The organism is Pedobacter sp. AW31-3R (assembly GCF_052180285.1).
Taxonomy (GTDB): Bacteria; Bacteroidota; Bacteroidia; order Sphingobacteriales; family Sphingobacteriaceae; genus Pedobacter.
The window spans coordinates 1,000,464-1,016,692 of sequence record NZ_CP197475.1; the positions used below are offsets into that span (position 1 = coordinate 1,000,464).

At 41.4% G+C, this 16,229-nt stretch carries 12 protein-coding genes; 1 reads left to right on the forward strand and 11 read right to left on the reverse strand.

Annotated features, from left to right (window positions below):
- Window positions 1-106: 106 nt before the first annotated feature.
- The 10 genes from pafA to pyrR all read right to left on the reverse strand — a co-directional run bounded on the left by pafA (window position 107) and on the right by pyrR (window position 13,226).
- Window positions 107-1,786 (reverse strand): alkaline phosphatase PafA, encoded by a 1,680-nt coding sequence (pafA, locus tag ACSBL2_RS04205; protein ID WP_442590413.1) that lies wholly within the window; start codon window positions 1,784-1,786, stop codon window positions 107-109.
- 134 nt (window positions 1,787-1,920) lie between these two features.
- On the reverse strand, window positions 1,921-3,207 hold the full coding sequence (locus ACSBL2_RS04210) for a bifunctional folylpolyglutamate synthase/dihydrofolate synthase (RefSeq protein ID WP_442590414.1): 1,287 nt from the start codon (window positions 3,205-3,207) through the stop codon (window positions 1,921-1,923).
- A 40-nt stretch (window positions 3,208-3,247) separates the two neighbouring features.
- Complete coding sequence (locus ACSBL2_RS04215; RefSeq protein ID WP_442590415.1) at window positions 3,248-4,066, reverse strand: energy transducer TonB; 819 nt, start codon at window positions 4,064-4,066, stop codon at window positions 3,248-3,250.
- Window positions 4,066-4,467, reverse strand: a complete 402-nt coding sequence (locus ACSBL2_RS04220) for an ExbD/TolR family protein (protein ID WP_442590416.1) — start codon at window positions 4,465-4,467, stop codon at window positions 4,066-4,068. Before ACSBL2_RS04220 ends, ACSBL2_RS04215 begins: the two co-directional genes overlap by 1 nt.
- Entirely contained in the window at window positions 4,467-5,174 is a 708-nt protein-coding gene (locus ACSBL2_RS04225) for a MotA/TolQ/ExbB proton channel family protein (RefSeq protein WP_442590417.1), read from the reverse strand. The genes ACSBL2_RS04220 and ACSBL2_RS04225 overlap by 1 nt, the downstream gene beginning before the upstream one ends.
- A gap of 1 nt (window position 5,175) precedes the next feature.
- Window positions 5,176-6,726 carry an SPOR domain-containing protein gene (locus ACSBL2_RS04230; protein WP_442590418.1) on the reverse strand — a complete coding sequence of 517 codons (1,551 nt, stop codon included), beginning with the start codon at window positions 6,724-6,726 and terminating at the stop codon, window positions 5,176-5,178.
- Window positions 6,727-6,778: 52 nt separating this feature from the next.
- Window positions 6,779-8,500, reverse strand: coding sequence for a hypothetical protein (locus ACSBL2_RS04235; protein WP_442590419.1), 1,722 nt, complete (start codon window positions 8,498-8,500; stop codon window positions 6,779-6,781).
- An 11-nt stretch (window positions 8,501-8,511) separates the two neighbouring features.
- Window positions 8,512-11,529 carry a tetratricopeptide repeat protein gene (locus ACSBL2_RS04240; RefSeq protein WP_442590420.1) on the reverse strand — a complete coding sequence of 1,006 codons (3,018 nt, stop codon included), beginning with the start codon at window positions 11,527-11,529 and terminating at the stop codon, window positions 8,512-8,514.
- Window positions 11,530-11,741: 212 nt separating this feature from the next.
- Window positions 11,742-12,674 (reverse strand): aspartate carbamoyltransferase catalytic subunit, encoded by a 933-nt coding sequence (locus ACSBL2_RS04245; RefSeq protein WP_442590421.1) that lies wholly within the window; start codon window positions 12,672-12,674, stop codon window positions 11,742-11,744.
- A gap of 3 nt (window positions 12,675-12,677) precedes the next feature.
- Window positions 12,678-13,226 (reverse strand): bifunctional pyr operon transcriptional regulator/uracil phosphoribosyltransferase PyrR, encoded by a 549-nt coding sequence (pyrR, locus tag ACSBL2_RS04250; protein ID WP_442590422.1) that lies wholly within the window; start codon window positions 13,224-13,226, stop codon window positions 12,678-12,680.
- A 118-nt stretch (window positions 13,227-13,344) separates the two neighbouring features.
- Here pyrR and ACSBL2_RS04255 point away from each other — a divergent pair, with 118 nt between their 5' ends.
- Window positions 13,345-13,740, forward strand: coding sequence for a thiol-disulfide oxidoreductase DCC family protein (locus tag ACSBL2_RS04255; protein ID WP_442590423.1), 396 nt, complete (start codon window positions 13,345-13,347; stop codon window positions 13,738-13,740).
- Between the two features lie 438 nt (window positions 13,741-14,178).
- On the opposite strand, the gene rpsA is transcribed toward ACSBL2_RS04255, so the two are convergent.
- Complete coding sequence (gene rpsA, locus ACSBL2_RS04260) at window positions 14,179-16,113, reverse strand: 30S ribosomal protein S1 (protein ID WP_442590424.1); 1,935 nt, start codon at window positions 16,111-16,113, stop codon at window positions 14,179-14,181.
- Between the last annotated feature and the right edge of the window lie 116 nt (window positions 16,114-16,229).

Consider the following 16,229-nt stretch of genomic DNA (forward strand, 5'->3'; position numbering starts at 1 on the left):
TTTATCGGTAGGGATAAGTATATATGAAGGGATAAGTTTATATAAAAAATGGCTGCATCATTCTTCATGAGCAGCCATTTTTTATATATTTTAACCTATTAAGTAATTACAGACCAGGGTATTGATGTGTAAGTTCTGTAATGGGTTCACCAATGCAGCCATTAGGCATCTGGATACGAAGCATTGCGGCCAATGTAGCTGCAATATCTGTCATGTGGTGGGTTTTATTCGTTTTACCCGGTTTTACATGCCAGCCCATAAAGACCAGCGGGATATGTGAATCATATGGGTTCCAGGCACCGTGGGTAGTCCCTGTCTTTCCACCGGAGAACCAGTTTGGTTCCAGGTTGAAGTAGATATCACCACTGCGTTTTGGAAAATATCCATTGGTGATCATCGTTTTCATCGGTTCTGGTAATGTACTTCCTGCTATTTTGCTCAGGTCTACCGCATCAACTACACCATTTACTGTCCTAAGGAATTCTACTGTGGCTGATTTCAGGGCACTGAAGTCCAGCTCGGCAAAATCCTTGTTTGTTTTATCATAGATGATCTCGTTATTGACAGCCATTAATACCGGTTTCTTGATCCTGAATTTACTTTCCAGATAGGTGTTGAGATCAGTTACCATCGTTTTCGAATCAAACAGCCCTGCAGGCAGCCTGTTTTCCTGCATAAATCCAGGAACGTGTGCTGCACCATGATCTGCTGAAAGGAACAACAGGTAGTTTCCTTTTCCTACAGTTTTGTCCAGGTAATTGAAGAAATCTTCCATGTCTTTGTCCAGACGAAGAAAAGTGTCTTCAGCCTCTACAGAATTCGGACCGTACTGGTGGCCTACATAGTCGGTTGATGAACAGCTCACAGCAAGGAAGTCGGTGATATCGTCTTTACCCAGGTTTTCTGAGGCAATGGCCAGTTTAGCCAGATCAAGCGTCATCGTATTTCCATACGGAGTACTTCTGATCATATCATAATTCTTCTTTGCATATAATTTGAGCGGATGGGGGAAAGTTGGGCTTTGTTCACCTCTGACTTTGCCTTCATAGTCTTTGTTATCTGCTGTACTCTGTGTATAGGTTTCTATAGGATAGAGTGTGTTCCAGTTTTTATCATAATACTGATCCGCAAGTTTTGTCTTGTTGTATTTTTGCAGCCATGACGGTAACTCTTTCATGTAAAAAGTACTGGTGATCCAGTCACCGGTTTGTCCGTCGTACCAGTAAGCCGCATTTGCAGCATGTCCGGCAGGAAGGATAGAACCGCGGTCTTTTAAGGAAATACCGATTACCTTACCCTGAAAATTTGTAGCGAGACGCAGTTCATCTGTAATGGTACTGGTCAGCATGTTCCTGGGCGACATTAATCCGGCTACGGTGTTTGAACCCACTGTACTTACGGTAGTATCTTCTGCACAATACATCTCTCTTTTGAGTTTTGGATCGTACCAGTCGTTTCCGATAATTCCCGTAATGGCAGGTACAGAGCCTGTATAAATACTGCTATGTCCACATGCAGTGTAAGTAGGCGTGTAAGGAATGAAAGTGTTTTCTGCGGAGAAGCCCTCATTCACCAGGCGTTTCAGGCCTCCGTTTACATACCTGTTGTAGTAGCGGTATAAATAATCCCAGCGCATTTGGTCTACAACTAGTCCAACCACCAGTTTGGGACGGTCTACTGTTGCAGGAAGTACCTTCGCAGCGGTAGGGTTTTTAGATTTTGTTTGTGCATGGCTTACTCCGGCAAAACAGCCAAGGGCAACAAACAGCATAAAGGATTTTTTCATCAGAATATTATTGTTTTTTAAAGGTTATGAAGCTATCAAGTGCCTATTCATTGCGGTTTGTAAGCGGTAGGCTTATGATGGTTTCATTATACTGTGTTATTTTTTGTTAAGCGCTGTAAAGTTAGAAGAAAGATTTAAAGAACCTCGGCAACTACAAAAGTACTGCCGCCAATGAAAATCATATCGTCCTTATTTGCAGTGCTTTTTGCCGCAGTTAAGGCCTGTGTAACATTTTCAAATACTTCACCCTTCAGACCAAATGCTTCAGCTTGCCTGGCCAGTTCCAGAGCAGGCATCGCCCGTTCCAGGGAAGGTTGACAGAAATAATAAGTGGCCTCTTTCGGAAGTAATGCCAGTACACTGCTGATGTCTTTATCTTTAAGCATACCGATCACTACATGAAGATGTTGATGGGGGGTAGCATGAATGTTTTCCAGTACTTCCGTGATGCCCGCAATGTTGTGTCCGGTATCGCAAATTACCAGGGGCTGATTGTCCAGGATGTCCCATCGCCCCCTGAGTCCCGTAATCTGTTTGGTATTTTCAAGTGCGCGGAATAGCGCTTCATCAGGGATCGTAAAACCTGATTTCCTGAGGCTGTGTACGGACTGTAAAACTGTAATTACATTTTTCAGCTGATAAGTGCCGGAAAGATCCAGCTTTATATCTTTATATAAACAGGATTTATCTTGGAATACTGAAGTATATAAGAAGCCATCTTTTTTGTGGGTATCTGCTACCTGGAGCTGATCGCTCGCAAAAATCAGGTCACTGGCTGTCTCTGCAGCTTTATCAAGGAATACCTGCGCGGTATCTGCCTGTCTCTCCCCAATCACTACAGGGATCTGCGGTTTAATAATACCTGCTTTTTCATAAGCTATGGCCGGAAGTGTGGTACCGAGCAGGTTGGTATGGTCAAGGCTGATATTGGTGATGACTGAGAGTTCCGGAGTGATGATATTGGTCGAATCGAGACGGCCACCCAGACCCACTTCTATGACGGCAATGTCGACTTTCTCTTTGGCAAAGTAATCGAATGCCATGGCTACGGTAACTTCAAAAAAAGAGGGGCTGATGTGCTCGATTTCTTCTTTCTCTTCCGCCACAAAATCAGTGACAAAAGACTCCGGAACCATCTGGCCATTTATTCTAATCCTTTCCCTGAAGTCTTTGAGATGCGGAGAAGTGTATAAGCCTGTTTTATAACCTGCCTCCTGCAGAATTGCGGCCAGCATGTGGGAGGTGGAACCTTTTCCATTAGTCCCACCAATGTGGATTGTTTTGAATTTGTGCTGTGGATTACCGAGGTGTTCACACAGCAGGAGGGTATTATCGAGGTCTTTCTTAATTGCTGCTGCACCAATACGGGTAAACATTGGAAGTCTGCTGTACAGATAATCCAGAGTTTCTGTGTAGTTCATTGATAAATCGAATAAGACTACAAAAGTAATAAAGGAAAGTTTATTTCACTTTAAAATTGAAAACAACTACCCCTACCTGCATATCTGGTGCAGAGTCTGATTGGTTTAATCTTGCCCCCATCACAGCCGTTTTGCATTTTGCCCAGAGATCAAGATCCTGCAGGGTGGTTCCTTTGACTCCCGGAACGGCATTGACTACAATTCCTTGTTTATTGATGGTGATCCTGACGGCTATTTTACCGGTTTTCTGTCCGTCATCCTGTGGGGTAACAAGATTGGTAAAGCGTCTTAAAGCGATCGGATTGTTCCCAAAACCTGAGCCTCCTTCACCATAGTTGTTGGCCAGGGGATCTCCGTTTACGGAACCCTGGTTTCCAGGCGTAGAACCCGTACCATCTCCTCCACCTGTCCCGTTATTTTTCTTGCCTTTATAAAGGGCATTCTGGTTGATGGTAGGTTCCTTAGCAGGTTTATCTACCGTTGATGTGCTGGGAGCAGCTTTACTGGTTGTCTTTTTTGTGGCAATACTGACGGCTTCTTCTGTCGTTTGGGTAACGATTTCCTTGTCTGTGCTCTGACTGGATTTTTCTGTGGTCACCTGCTGATCGGGCACAACTTTGTCCGGTGCCTGCTGGTTGGCGTTGGGATCGGCTGAAGGCTCTTCAATACTGGTATAGTCGGTTCCCATGCCTTCTACTGAAGTACCGTAGTTCACGACCATACCGCCCGTACCAAATTCCTCAACAGGCTCGAAGGAGCCTATGGCAATGAAAAAGCTTAAAGCAATAAAAACTACCATGATGGCCGTTGATATTGCCAATGCTTTAGGATAGTTATTTTCTTCTTTATTGTACGTCATTATTTTTTAGGTTCTACCGCTAAAACAACTTTTAATTTCAGTTGGTTTGCCACATCAAATACGGCCATTGTATTTTCTATCGAAACGCCACGGGCAACATACAATACCAGTGTTAAATCTGGTGATGAACGCTGATAGGTTTCTATACTTGCCTTCATGGTTTCCAATGTTACCTGTTGCTTCTCCACAAAGTATTTCAGGTTTTCATCAATGGATACGGTAACCGTTTTCTGTGCATTTGACTGCTGACCAGATTCAGACCTTGGCAATAACAGTTTGACCACCTGCGGATTTACTACTGCCGAAGCAAGGAGGAAAAACAGCATCAGGAAAAACATGATATCATTCAATGCCGAAGTATGTACTTCAACAGTTCCTTTATTTCTTTTGCGTAGGTTCATTATTTACCTGGTTCTTCTAATAGATCAATAAACTCTAATGCATCTGTTTCCATTCTTAAGATGATACGCTCTACCATTGCATTTAACACATGGTACAAAACGTACGCCATAATACCAACAATCAGTCCTGTGGCAGAGGTGATCATTTTCGTATATAAACCACCGGAGATGGTACCGATTTCAATGGCACCTTTAATAGACACATCATGGAAAATCGTGATGACCCCAATGATCGTTCCTACGAAACCTAACATGGGTGCAATACCTGCAACAATACCTAATATACTGATATTTTTCTCCAGTTTGGATACTTCATGTTTTCCTACGTTTTCAATAGCGGCTTCAATATCTTTAATCGGGCGACCGATACGTCTCAATCCTTTTTCCAGCATACGGCCCAATGGAGAGTTTGTATTTCTGCATAAAGCAATTGCATTCTCCAATCTTCCGTCATGAATATATTGTTTGATCTGAAGCATCAGGTTAGACTCTGATTTCGATGCTTTACGAATAGTGATGTAGCGCTCAACAAATATAACCAGGCCCGCAAAAGCAAGCAGGGCAAGTGGAATCATCACCCATCCGCCTTTGAAAAGCAGGTCGATAAAATGTAATTCTGGAGGTGCAGCAGTAACCGCTTTTGCAACACCAGCGGAATCAGTTAATTGGTTTACTGTATCTGTAGCAACCTGTAGCAATGTGATCATATTATTGTTTGTTTCTGTAAGTGTAAATTCCTTGGATTTTTAATTTGTTTTTGAGTCGTGCCACCTCTTTGTCGGCTTCCGCTTTATCTTTAAACGTTCCTAAACTCATTTTTAGTTTCTTATTGCCTGGTTTAGGCTGTATTATTTTGGCAGTCACCCCACTTTTTTTCATCAGGTAGATGAAATAATCTGCTTCTTTCTGGTTGGCTACAGCGGCTCCGATCACTTCAAAGGTTGTGGTGGTATCCGTTTCTGCAAGCATAGCCGATGCTGTTGAATCGGGTAGGGCAGGGCGGGTAGCGGCCACATCCGGCTTGGGAAGGGAATCGGTGCTGTTGCTATCCTGAACTGCCAGGGAGTCGGTTACTACCGGCAGCGTACGGGTATCAGGTACGGTAACGGGAGCCGGTTTGGACGCATTTCCGCTTGATCCTTTAAATAAATCAGGTTTGAGTAAGTAGACTGCGGCGCAGAGCAGGAGTAAAACAGCAATTCCGATCAGTACCTTGATGGTTGCTGAACTGCTTTTTTCTACTTCAGGATCAGGAGGTACGTCGGGCAAAGTATGGTACTGATTCACTGAAGCTTCGACCGGACTCACCGGTTCCTTCAGGTTCCAGATAATTTCTTCCTGTTCGGTGACAGATATTTTGCTGTCGGTAGATTTCGCACGGTAGGTATTCAGTGCTTCTATTTCAGCATAAAGCTGATTGGCTTCTTTGTTGCTGCCAATAGCAGTTACAGGCTGACCCTCAGTCTCTGTCGTTTCAGCGGTTGTATTGGTGTGATCAGCAGTGGTATGTGTGGTGTCAGCAGAATTTTCTTCTGCAACATACTCAGTTGAATCCGTACCGGGATTTTCTTCACTGATCTGATTTTCTTCTGTTACAGATTCAATAGTGATCTCTTCTGCAGGTATGCCGGAGGAGGTGGAAAAGGATACCGGTTTTTCCTGTTCTTCTTCCTGTGTATTTTCTTCCTGTGTCAGCATTTCTTCTGATTCCTGGATTTGCTGAGGTGCTGTTTCCGGAGTGATAGCTGGAATTACGGACGCATTATCTTCCGGTGTGGTTTCGGCAGGGTCACCGATGGTTTCTACAGCTGTTGTTTTTTCCGCTGTTGTTTCTGCTGCCGGCGCAATGTACCCGCTTTCTGCTTTTACAGTTGGCAGTCCATAAAAATCAAATCCATATTCCAGACCTGCTGCAGGTACAAAAACGAGTGCATCGTTAATTCTTTTTAATTTTCCCAGCACACCAAGGTCCGCTTCCTGATGGTCGTTTAATTGTTGTTGGACACCAGTACTGAATTCATTGATAAAATAAGCGGCAGTCTCTGCAGAAACATTTCTTTTTTTACTGATGAATTCCGGAAGCAAAATATCTTCCTTCATTTCTTCTGTAAACTCAAGAATATAGCTGGGAGGTATGAAGGAATGTGTGTCCACATCATACCTTCCCGGCAGCTTCTTTTTGCAGATTGTTCCCAGACCGGAAATACCAATTAATTTACGGGTTTGAACGAGTTCTGACAGGTATGATAAGATATCCATTCTGGTAAAAATAAATTTTAATTCCGTACCAACCAACTATAATTTGAATTGTCTAGAACGAATAGCTAATTCCACCAAATACATTCACACCAATTACAGGATAATATAAGTATCTGCTGTATTTTGTGTTTAACAGGTTGTTTGCTTTAGCAAAAGCAGAGAATTTATGGTTGATTTTATAGCTTGCACCAATACCTAAATCCACAAATCCTTTGACATTGGCTACCCTTTCAATAGCCGGGTCAGGGACAATATAGTTGCTTGCCGGTGCATCGGTATAAATTTTCGCATTGCTGGCATCCTGTATCGCTACTGCGGCATTAAAGCCGATTTTATCTGTGATTTTATAATCAAGGTTAGAGCTGATACGCAACTGTGGTTTAAACCAGCTGTAAGTCTCCGAAGCAGGTTTATAATCTTCCAGGTTCAGTTTACCCGTCCATTTTAACTGATCACTTACCTGAACGGAGATTTCACCTTCCAGTCCCAACAGCTTCATATTACCGAAGTCATAGATCACATCGAACTTATTGAAGTCTGTGAAATTATTAACGAAGAGGGGCATGTTTTCAATTTCCTTGCGGTATACCCTTGCTTTATAGCCAAATCCTGGTCCGCCAGTACCTTTAATCCCTGCACTGAAGCTTAATTTCTCCACTGAGTTTTTGATCGTGATATTGTTATTCAGGAATGGATTCTCATCAGTCAGGTCTTTCATTGAAGTTCTGTTGACATCTCCTTTAACTTCTGCAAAGATCTGCAGGTAATCCGGAATCAGGGTAAAGTCGGCCGTTACCGCAGGAAATAACCTGCTGCTGGAGGTCGCTGTTTCCTGTACGAAGTTAATTCCTGCTGTAATTTTAATACCATTCGTCTGTAAACGGATATAAGGGTTTAAGCGGAATAAATTATTTGATATGGTGGTGAACTCATCCTTCGTCTTGCCGAACTCTCCTGAGGCCGCTAAACCGAGGTTAAACTGACTTATTCTTTTATTCACATATCCATTGATGACTACAGCGTTCTCTTTTGCGGAGAATTGGTCTCCCCAGATGTAACCATTAATTTTTGCAGCATAGCTGAAGGCATCTTCATCTTCTGTGTATTTGTTAACGATTTCGCCTTCGGCTTCAATAAAGTTGAAAGCCTGGCGTTGCGGATCCAGGTTACGTAATGGGTTTGCTTCGTCATAGCCATAGAAATAAAACCCTTTTCTTTCATAGTTCAGGCGACCACTCAGTACCACTTTTTCGCCTATACTTCTTCCGAAAACACTCAGCTGCTGCTGGTTATATTTTTGTCCTTCCAGTTTTCCATCCTGACTAAAATGTCTGAAATATCCCCCTGCCTGGAGGGCTTCATCGCGTCCCATATTGATATAGGCTTCACCAAGAATGGTTCCGGCAGAACCGAATGCACCTTTTACATAATTATTGATAATTTCCTGTTGTTTCTCAGCGGCAACTTCCTGGGCATACAGTTTATCGATATCGGAATTCAATTGCAGTTTTTTATCGGTAAGACTGTAGTTGAACCTTGCTTTATAAGTTTTAACATCATTTAAATCCGGACTTCTTCTCAGCTTTACGGCTTCGGCCAGGATGGGTTTATATGGCCTTACGACTTCAATCTCTTCAGTAACGGCTTTATTCTGATCTTCTGCTTTAGTCTCTGTGGTCTTTTTATCAGTAGTCTTCTTGTCCTGGGCCTTCATGTTAAGGGTACCGGCGGTAAGGAAGATGATCGTCGTATATATTAGTTTGCTCAATTTCATGATGCTTTGTCTTATTTAATTTTTTCTAATTTTTGTTTGGCAGTCGCAACAATTTCGTCCTTACCTTCATAGTTGTCTATGATGCTCAGCAAGGTACTTTTCGCCTGCAGCTTATCCTTTAATGCGATATAATTATCCGATAGCAAAATAAATGCTTTAGCTACCCAGTAATCATAAGAGGCCATATTATTAATTAAATCAAAACAAGTCTTTTGTGAGGTCTTGTAATCACGTTTTGCATACTGAAGCTCAGCAAGGCCGTACTTCGCCTCGGCAGCAGCAAGGGTCTTCGTTTTACTGACTACATTGGTGAAGGCTTTCGTTGCAGATGCCGTATCCGCTTTCAGTAAATAAGCTTTACCTGCATACAGGTCGGCACTATTGATATCCTCTTCGGAAGCCTTGTCAGAAGTCTTGGTCAGCTCCACATATTTAAGCATATCATCTGCCGCATTTAAGGCCGTATAGGCTTTCAACAGGTTTGTAATGGCGAAAGAGTAATGCACTTTATAATCCGCTGTAGTTTCCAATCTTTTCAGGTAAACGATCGCTTCATTATATTTCTTCTGTGCTAAGAATAACTTGGAAATACTCACCAGTGAACGTTCTGTATAGTCACTTGTCCAGTCATTCAGGATATATTCATAATCAGGCACAGCCTCATCAGGACGATTCAGTTTTACCAATGCCTCGGCCCTGATAAATTTAGCTTCCTTGTCATGTATGGCTTTAGGGAATTTATCAAAATACGCATTTATACTTTCTACCGTTGCCTGGGCATCACCTTTAAGGTAATTGTTATTGGCAGCCTGGAAGACGATATTATCCTGGTCAGCTACCGTATAGTTTCCGATAGGGGTCGTATTTGCATAGGCAATAAACCCATTGGCATCACCACGGTCAACATAAATATTCTTGATGGATTCCAGTGCCTGCTTGGCTTCTTCCGAACTGGCATAGTCCGTAATGACTTTCTTAAAGCTTGTCAATGCGGCATCATCCTGGTCCTGGTTATACTGAACAAGGCCAATGGTTACGAGTGCCCTTGGCACATAACTGCTGTTTGGATATTTGGAAAGGAGACCGGTAAGGTCATTTTTGGATTTATCAAGTTCTCCTTTGTTAAAGTAAGTATAAGCCGTTTCAAAGCCAGCATCATCAGCATAGTTTGAGGTAGGGAACTGTTGCAGTAAACTTTGCATCGTTGCAATTTTAGCATCATCCTGTCCCTGCAGTCCCTGGATCATTCCACGCTGAAACAGGGCATAATCCTCACCGGTAGATTTGTTACTGATGATCCTGTTGTAATACGTCAGGGAGTTGCCATAGCTCTTGCTGACAAAGTAAGAGTCTGCCAATCTGATGGTCGCATCTACCACTGTATTCTGGTCTTTGTCATTTCCGGCAAGGAAACGTTCAAAATAATTGGCGGCCTTGGTATACTTTTCATCTTCAAATGCAGCATAGGCAAGTGCATAGTTGGCGAAATTGTACACTTTGGTTTTATTGGCATCCGGCATAGTGAGGAATTTCTCGAAAGTCTTCACGGCCTCACCATACTTGCGCAGTTCATACATGGATTCAGCCATCCAGTAGGTGCTTAACGCATGGATTTCCGGATCATTCGGGAACTTTCCGGAACGAAGGAACATAGAAAGGGCATTTGGGAAAGCGCGTTCATTATAGAATTCCAGTCCGCGGAAATACGTAACTTTCTGGTAAGCTTCTTCAGCTTCGGGAGATTTATCCTGAATAGGTTCCAGGATATCAATTGCAGCCTGATAGTTTTTACTGGTCAGGAGAATCTCTCCCAATAAAGTCTTGGCTTCATTGATCTTTTTAGACCGGGGAAACTGTTTCAGGAAATTCTGGGTAGATTCCAGGGCCTGCTGATTAAAATCAAGTTCATAACTTAATCTTGCATAATTGATCCAGGCATCTTCCTGAATAGTTTTGTCAAAATCAAGGCGTGAGGCCCTAAAGAAAGCACTTCTTGCTTTTTCCTTATTATTCAGTTTAATAAACGAGCGGCCCAGGGTATGCATACCGCTTTGCAGGTAGATATCATCTGCTGTTAACTGCTCCAGCACGGTCACCGATTCCTTGTACTTCGTCAGCTGGAAAAGGGAATAGCCATATTGGTAGATAAACAGGTTATTTTTAGTGGTCGATTTGTCTTTAGCATAGAAGTCCCTGAAATACAACTCCGCGTTTTTATAATCTGACTTGGCAAAGTAGGATGCTGCGATCAGGCTCAGCATTTCTGCTTCAAACTGTTGTTTCGTACTTTTCAGGATAGGGATAGCATAACTGATCACGTCATCATAACGCTGATCAAGATAATACATCGAAGTGATGTAATAAGGATAGCTGGCTTCATAAGTCGGCGATCCTTTCAGTTTTTCGAAATTGGTTAAGGCAGTTTTATAATCTTTATTCAGGTATTTGATATACGCAAAATAATAAGTTGCGCTTTCCTGGAAAGGGCCTTCCACATCTTTTACCTCTTCGAATAAAGGCTCTGCCTTTACGATATCTTTCAGCTCAAAATAGGAGTAGGCCTGTTTGAACTGGTATTCTGTACGTTGTTTTCTGGAAAGGGTAGAAGGATCAGTTTTTTCAAACCATTCCAATGCTTTCTGATAATTCTTTTGGGCAAAATAGGCTTTCCCTACATGGAAAAAGGCCAGTTTTGTATTTGGGTTAAGCGGATGATCCTTGATGAAATTCTGGAACAAACTTTCTGCATCATCATTACCCAGTTCGAGTGCACATACAGCAGCATAGAACTTTGCATTTTCCTTAAGGAGGGAAAGTTCGGAATTGCTCTCCTGCTGTGTACCTGGTTTCTGTCGCTGTTGTTCTACAAGCCTGAATTGCTGGGCGGCGGCTACGTATTTTTCATTATCCAGCAGTTCCAGTCCTGTCTGATAATTCTTATTGAGATTGACTAACTCTCCTATCTGTGCATAACCTGTGCTGAAATTACCTGCTAATAAAAGCGGAATAAAAAGGTATTTTTTCTTCATTAGTGTGTTTTTTCTTTATATGGTAATGAATCCAGTATCATCTCCTGTACCCTAGTGGCGGAGATATATTCGGATTGCATTAGGTTTCAAATATGGTCGCTACTAATATAAAAATAGTAATCTCTCTTATTGACATAAGAAATTAACAAATGTTAATAACAACTGATTTAACGCAAAGATAGTAAGAATGGTATACCTCAAAGAGGCAGATATTAATCTCTTTGAGCAGCGAGCAGGAATATGACTGCCATCCTAATGGCCACACCATTTTCCACTTGGTCCAAAATGATCGATTGCTTGCTATCTGCCACATCGCTGGTAATCTCCACGCCCCTGTTAATAGGGCCGGGGTGCATGACTACAATCTCTTTATCGAGGTTATCCAGGATTTGTTTATTCAGGCCATACATCATTGCATATTCACGCAGGGAAGGAAAGTATTTAATATCCTGTCTTTCCAGCTGTATACGGAGCATATTGGCCACGTCGCACCAGTTCAAAGCTTTGATCAGGTCATGTTCTACCTTTACACCCAGGCTGGCAATATGTTTTGGAATAAGGGTTGTTGGTCCGCAAACCATGACTTCTGCACCCAACTTCTGGAGACATAAAATATTGGAGATCGCTACGCGGGAATGAAGGATATCACCTACGATAACCACTTTTTTACCCCTGACATCACCGAGTCTTTCCCTGATCGAGTACGCATCCAAAAGTGCCTGTGTAGGGTGTTCATGTGCACCGTCTCCGGCATTGATGATCCTTGCATTGATATGTTTGCTTAGAAACACACCGGCACCTGCATAGGGGTGGCGCATCACGACCATATCTACTTTCATAGAAAGGATATTGTTGACGGTATCAATTAATGTTTCTCCTTTACTTACGGAAGAAGAAGAAGCTGCAAAATTGATCACATCTGCGGAAAGTCTTTTCTGTGCAAGTTCAAATGATAATTTGGTACGGGTAGAATTCTCGAAGAAGATATTCGCTATGGTAATATCACGAAGCGCTGCTGTTTTTCTGATGGGCCTGTTGATCAGGTCCTTGAAATTATCGGCAGTTTCGAAAATCAATTCAATATCATTCAGGTTAATATCTTTGATTCCTAAAAGATGTCGTGTTGATAGTTTGTCTGCTGCCATTTTTTATTTATTTCTTTCTGATAATAAGATCACTTTGTCTTCGCCCTCGGTTTCCTTCCAGGTTACTTTTACCAATTGGGAATCCATACTGTCTACCTGTTGTCCGATATAATCCGGTTCAATAGGTACATGCCTTGAGAACCTCCTGTCGATGAGCACCATCAGCTCTACTTTTGCCGGTCGCCCGAAACTTTGCAGGGCATCGAGTGCTGCCCTGATGGTACGTCCTGTCCACAGCACGTCATCAAAAAGGACAACATTTGTTCCTTCCACAATAAAATCTATGGAGTTGCTGCTTGCAGATACGAAACCATCTTTTCTTCTAAAATCATCACGGAAAAAGGTAATATCTAAATTTCCCTTTTTGATCGTATTAATTTTTAAGATTTCAGAGAGTTCCTGGCGTACCCGGTCTGCGAAATAACTTCCTCTTGGCTGGATGCCAATCAGTACAGTATTGGAAAAATCGGTGTGATTCTCAATTAATTGATGACAAAGTCTCTTAATTGTGATTTGGAATTTTTTACCGTCTAGCAGGGTTCTTTTTTGCATTGACAAATTGATTAGGCAAATATAAAAAATCTTTGTAATTATGAACCTGCAATCTGAATTAATTTCTGCTAAAATGCTAATTTAATTACAGCATACAGGTAAATGCCTAACTTTGAGTATGCAGCATCCAATAATATTTTTTGATGGCGTTTGTAACCTCTGTACCGGATCGGTCCGGTTTATCATTAAACGTGATGATCAGGATTTATTCCGTTTTGCAGCGCTTCAGAGTGAGGCTGCTATTCCTCATTTGCATCCGTTTCAGACTGACCTGAAAATGCTCAGCACTATTCTGCTGCTGGAAAATGGAAAACTTTACAACAGATCCACTGCAGCGCTAAGGATTGCACGTCGCTTGAATGGTGCATGGCCACTGCTCTATGGATTCATCATTATTCCCGTACCCATTAGGGATTGGATATACCAGCAGATCGCGGATAGGAGATACCGGATCTGGGGGAAAGAGGAAAGTTGTATGGTACCGACACCGGCCTTAAAATCCAAATTCCTTTAACAATAGTATGCGGTGATTAACCCGGTTCTACCTTCTGCAATAAATGAAATGGAAAAGATATTCTGAATAGATAGCCTGCAATCAACTCTGGTTCTACTCCTGTAATATATGAAATGGAAAAGATATTCTGGATAGATAACCTGCAATCAACTCCGGTTCTACCTCCTGCAATAGATGAAATGGAAAAAGACAGTCCATATAAATAACCTGCAATTAACTCCGGTTCTACGCCCTGCTACAGGACAATTTAGAAGAAAAGAGGAAAGCGAATGTGATGGCCTAGGACTGTTTGCCCGAAGGGCAAATATTCCAGCCAGAACATCGTTTTTCTCTTTTCGAGCGAAGCAGGAGCAGCCTTAAAAACCTTCACCAAAAAAACCTGTAAACAAAAAAGCATCCCCCAAAGAGGATGCTTTAATAAATATAGCTTTTTAAAGATTATTTACCTTTGTTTTTGCTTTCTTCGCCTTCCATTTGCTCTTTTAACTGAGCAAGAACGCCTAGATCGCCAAGTGTTGATTTCTCAACTGAATCTTTAACTTTTTTAACTGCATTGCTTGAAGCTTTAGCATCTTTTTTCTTAGTCGCTCTTTCTTCAGCAGCAACTTCAGCTTTAGCCTCTTCCCAGATACGGGCATGAGAAACAACGATACGTTTAGCATCTTTGTTAAACTCAATGATTTTGAAGTCATTGGTTTCTTCAGCTTTGATTACAGAACCATCTTCTTTAGCCATGTGTTTAGTTGGAACGAATCCTTCTACACCATATGGTAAAGCAATAACAGCACCTTTATCAGTTACTTTAACAACTGTACCCTGGTGGATTGAATCTAACGTGAAGATAGTTTCAAAAGTATCCCAAGGGTTTTCTTCCAATTGTTTGTGACCTAAGCTTAATTTGCGGCTATCAACGTCTAATTCTAAAACAACTACGTCTAATGTATCACCAACTTTAGTGAATTCGTTAGGGTGGTTAACTTTTTTAGACCATGAAAGATCAGAGATATGGATTAAACCATCAATACCTTCTTCAATTTCAACAAATACACCGAAGTTAGTCATGTTTTTAACTACTGCAGTATGTTTGCTTCCGATAGGATATCTTGCAGCAACATTTTGCCAAGGATCTTGAGTTAATTGTTTGATACCTAAGCTCATTTTACGCTCATCGCGGTCTAATGTCAATACTTCAGCTTCGATTTCGTCATTAACTTTCAGGAATTCCTGTGGACTGCGTAAGTTCTGAGACCAAGACATTTCTGATACGTGGATTAAACCTTCAACACCAGGAATGATTTCTAAGAATGCTCCGTAATCTGCAACAGTAACGATTTTACCTTTAACTTTAGATCCAACAACAAGGTTAGTATCTAAACTTTCCCAAGGGTGTGGAGTTAATTGTTTCAATCCTAATGCAATACGTTTTTTCTCGTCATCAAAGTCAAGAACAACAACATTGATTTTCTCGTCTAAGCTCAATACTTCTTTTGGATGCTCTATGCGGCCCCAAGAAATATCAGTGATGTGTAATAAACCATCAACTCCACCTAAATCGATAAATACTCCGAAGTCAGTAATGTTTTTAACAGTTCCTTCCAGTACCTGTCCTTTTTCAAGTTTAGATACGATTTCAACTTTTTGACTTTCTAAATCGTCTTCGATTAAGATTTTGTGTGATACTACAACGTTTTTGAATTCGTGGTTGATTTTAACAACTTTGAATTCCATTGTTTTACCTACATAAACATCGTAATCACGGATCGGTTTGATGTCAATCTGTGAACCTGGTAAGAATGCTTCAACACCCATGATGTCAACAATAAGACCACCTTTAGTACGGCTTTTAACAAATCCGTTGATGATTCTGTCGTTATCAAGAGCTTCATTGATAGATTCCCATGATCTTTGAGTTTTAGCTCTTTTACGAGATAAGATCAACTGACCATTTGCATCTTCTGGTGCTTCAACGAATACATCAACTGTATCGCCGATTTTCAAATCAGGTGTATCACGGAATTCAGAAGTAGATACCAAACCGTCAGATTTAAATCCTACGTTTAATACCACATCTTTGTTGTTGATTGAAACAACAATACCGCTAATGATTTCACCCTGGTTGATTTGATTGAAAGTATCGGTATACATGTCTTCAAACTTTTTACGGTCTTCGTCAGAGTAATTTCCGAAAGCTTTGTCGTCTGCATCCCAGTCAAAGTCCTGATCTGGTGTTGCTAATGATGATTTGATCTCTTCGATCGATACTGAATCTGCTTCAGACTCAATAGTTTCTCTTTCAGTCAGACGAGCGTCTGCACCTTGTAATTCGGCTTTTTTAGCCAATAATTCTTTTTCTGCTACTTGTTTTTTTGCCATTAATCATTTAATCTCCTTTTTCCCTTGAGGGACTGCAAAGATAGAAATTAATATTTTTAATGAAAGTATTTTTTTATAAATGTTGTTGATTGTGAACATATTGGGTGAAATGACCC

Excerpts from the sequence above, each read along its gene's own strand:
- pafA (WP_442590413.1), bottom strand. The coding sequence starts at position 1,786 with ATGAAAAAATCCTTTATGCTGTTTGTTGCCCTTGGCTGTTTTGCCGGA.
- ACSBL2_RS04210 (WP_442590414.1), bottom strand. The coding sequence starts at position 3,207 with ATGAACTACACAGAAACTCTGGATTATCTGTACAGCAGACTTCCAATG.
- ACSBL2_RS04215 (WP_442590415.1), bottom strand. The coding sequence starts at position 4,066 with ATGACGTACAATAAAGAAGAAAATAACTATCCTAAAGCATTGGCAATA.
- ACSBL2_RS04220 (WP_442590416.1), bottom strand. The coding sequence starts at position 4,467 with ATGAACCTACGCAAAAGAAATAAAGGAACTGTTGAAGTACATACTTCG.
- ACSBL2_RS04225 (WP_442590417.1), bottom strand. The coding sequence starts at position 5,174 with ATGATCACATTGCTACAGGTTGCTACAGATACAGTAAACCAATTAACT.
- ACSBL2_RS04230 (WP_442590418.1), bottom strand. The coding sequence starts at position 6,726 with ATGGATATCTTATCATACCTGTCAGAACTCGTTCAAACCCGTAAATTA.
- ACSBL2_RS04235 (WP_442590419.1), bottom strand. The coding sequence starts at position 8,500 with ATGAAATTGAGCAAACTAATATATACGACGATCATCTTCCTTACCGCC.
- ACSBL2_RS04240 (WP_442590420.1), bottom strand. The coding sequence starts at position 11,529 with ATGAAGAAAAAATACCTTTTTATTCCGCTTTTATTAGCAGGTAATTTC.
- ACSBL2_RS04245 (WP_442590421.1), bottom strand. The coding sequence starts at position 12,674 with ATGGCAGCAGACAAACTATCAACACGACATCTTTTAGGAATCAAAGAT.
- pyrR (WP_442590422.1), bottom strand. The coding sequence starts at position 13,226 with ATGCAAAAAAGAACCCTGCTAGACGGTAAAAAATTCCAAATCACAATT.
- ACSBL2_RS04255 (WP_442590423.1), top strand. The coding sequence starts at position 13,345 with ATGCAGCATCCAATAATATTTTTTGATGGCGTTTGTAACCTCTGTACC.
- rpsA (WP_442590424.1), bottom strand. The coding sequence starts at position 16,113 with ATGGCAAAAAAACAAGTAGCAGAAAAAGAATTATTGGCTAAAAAAGCC.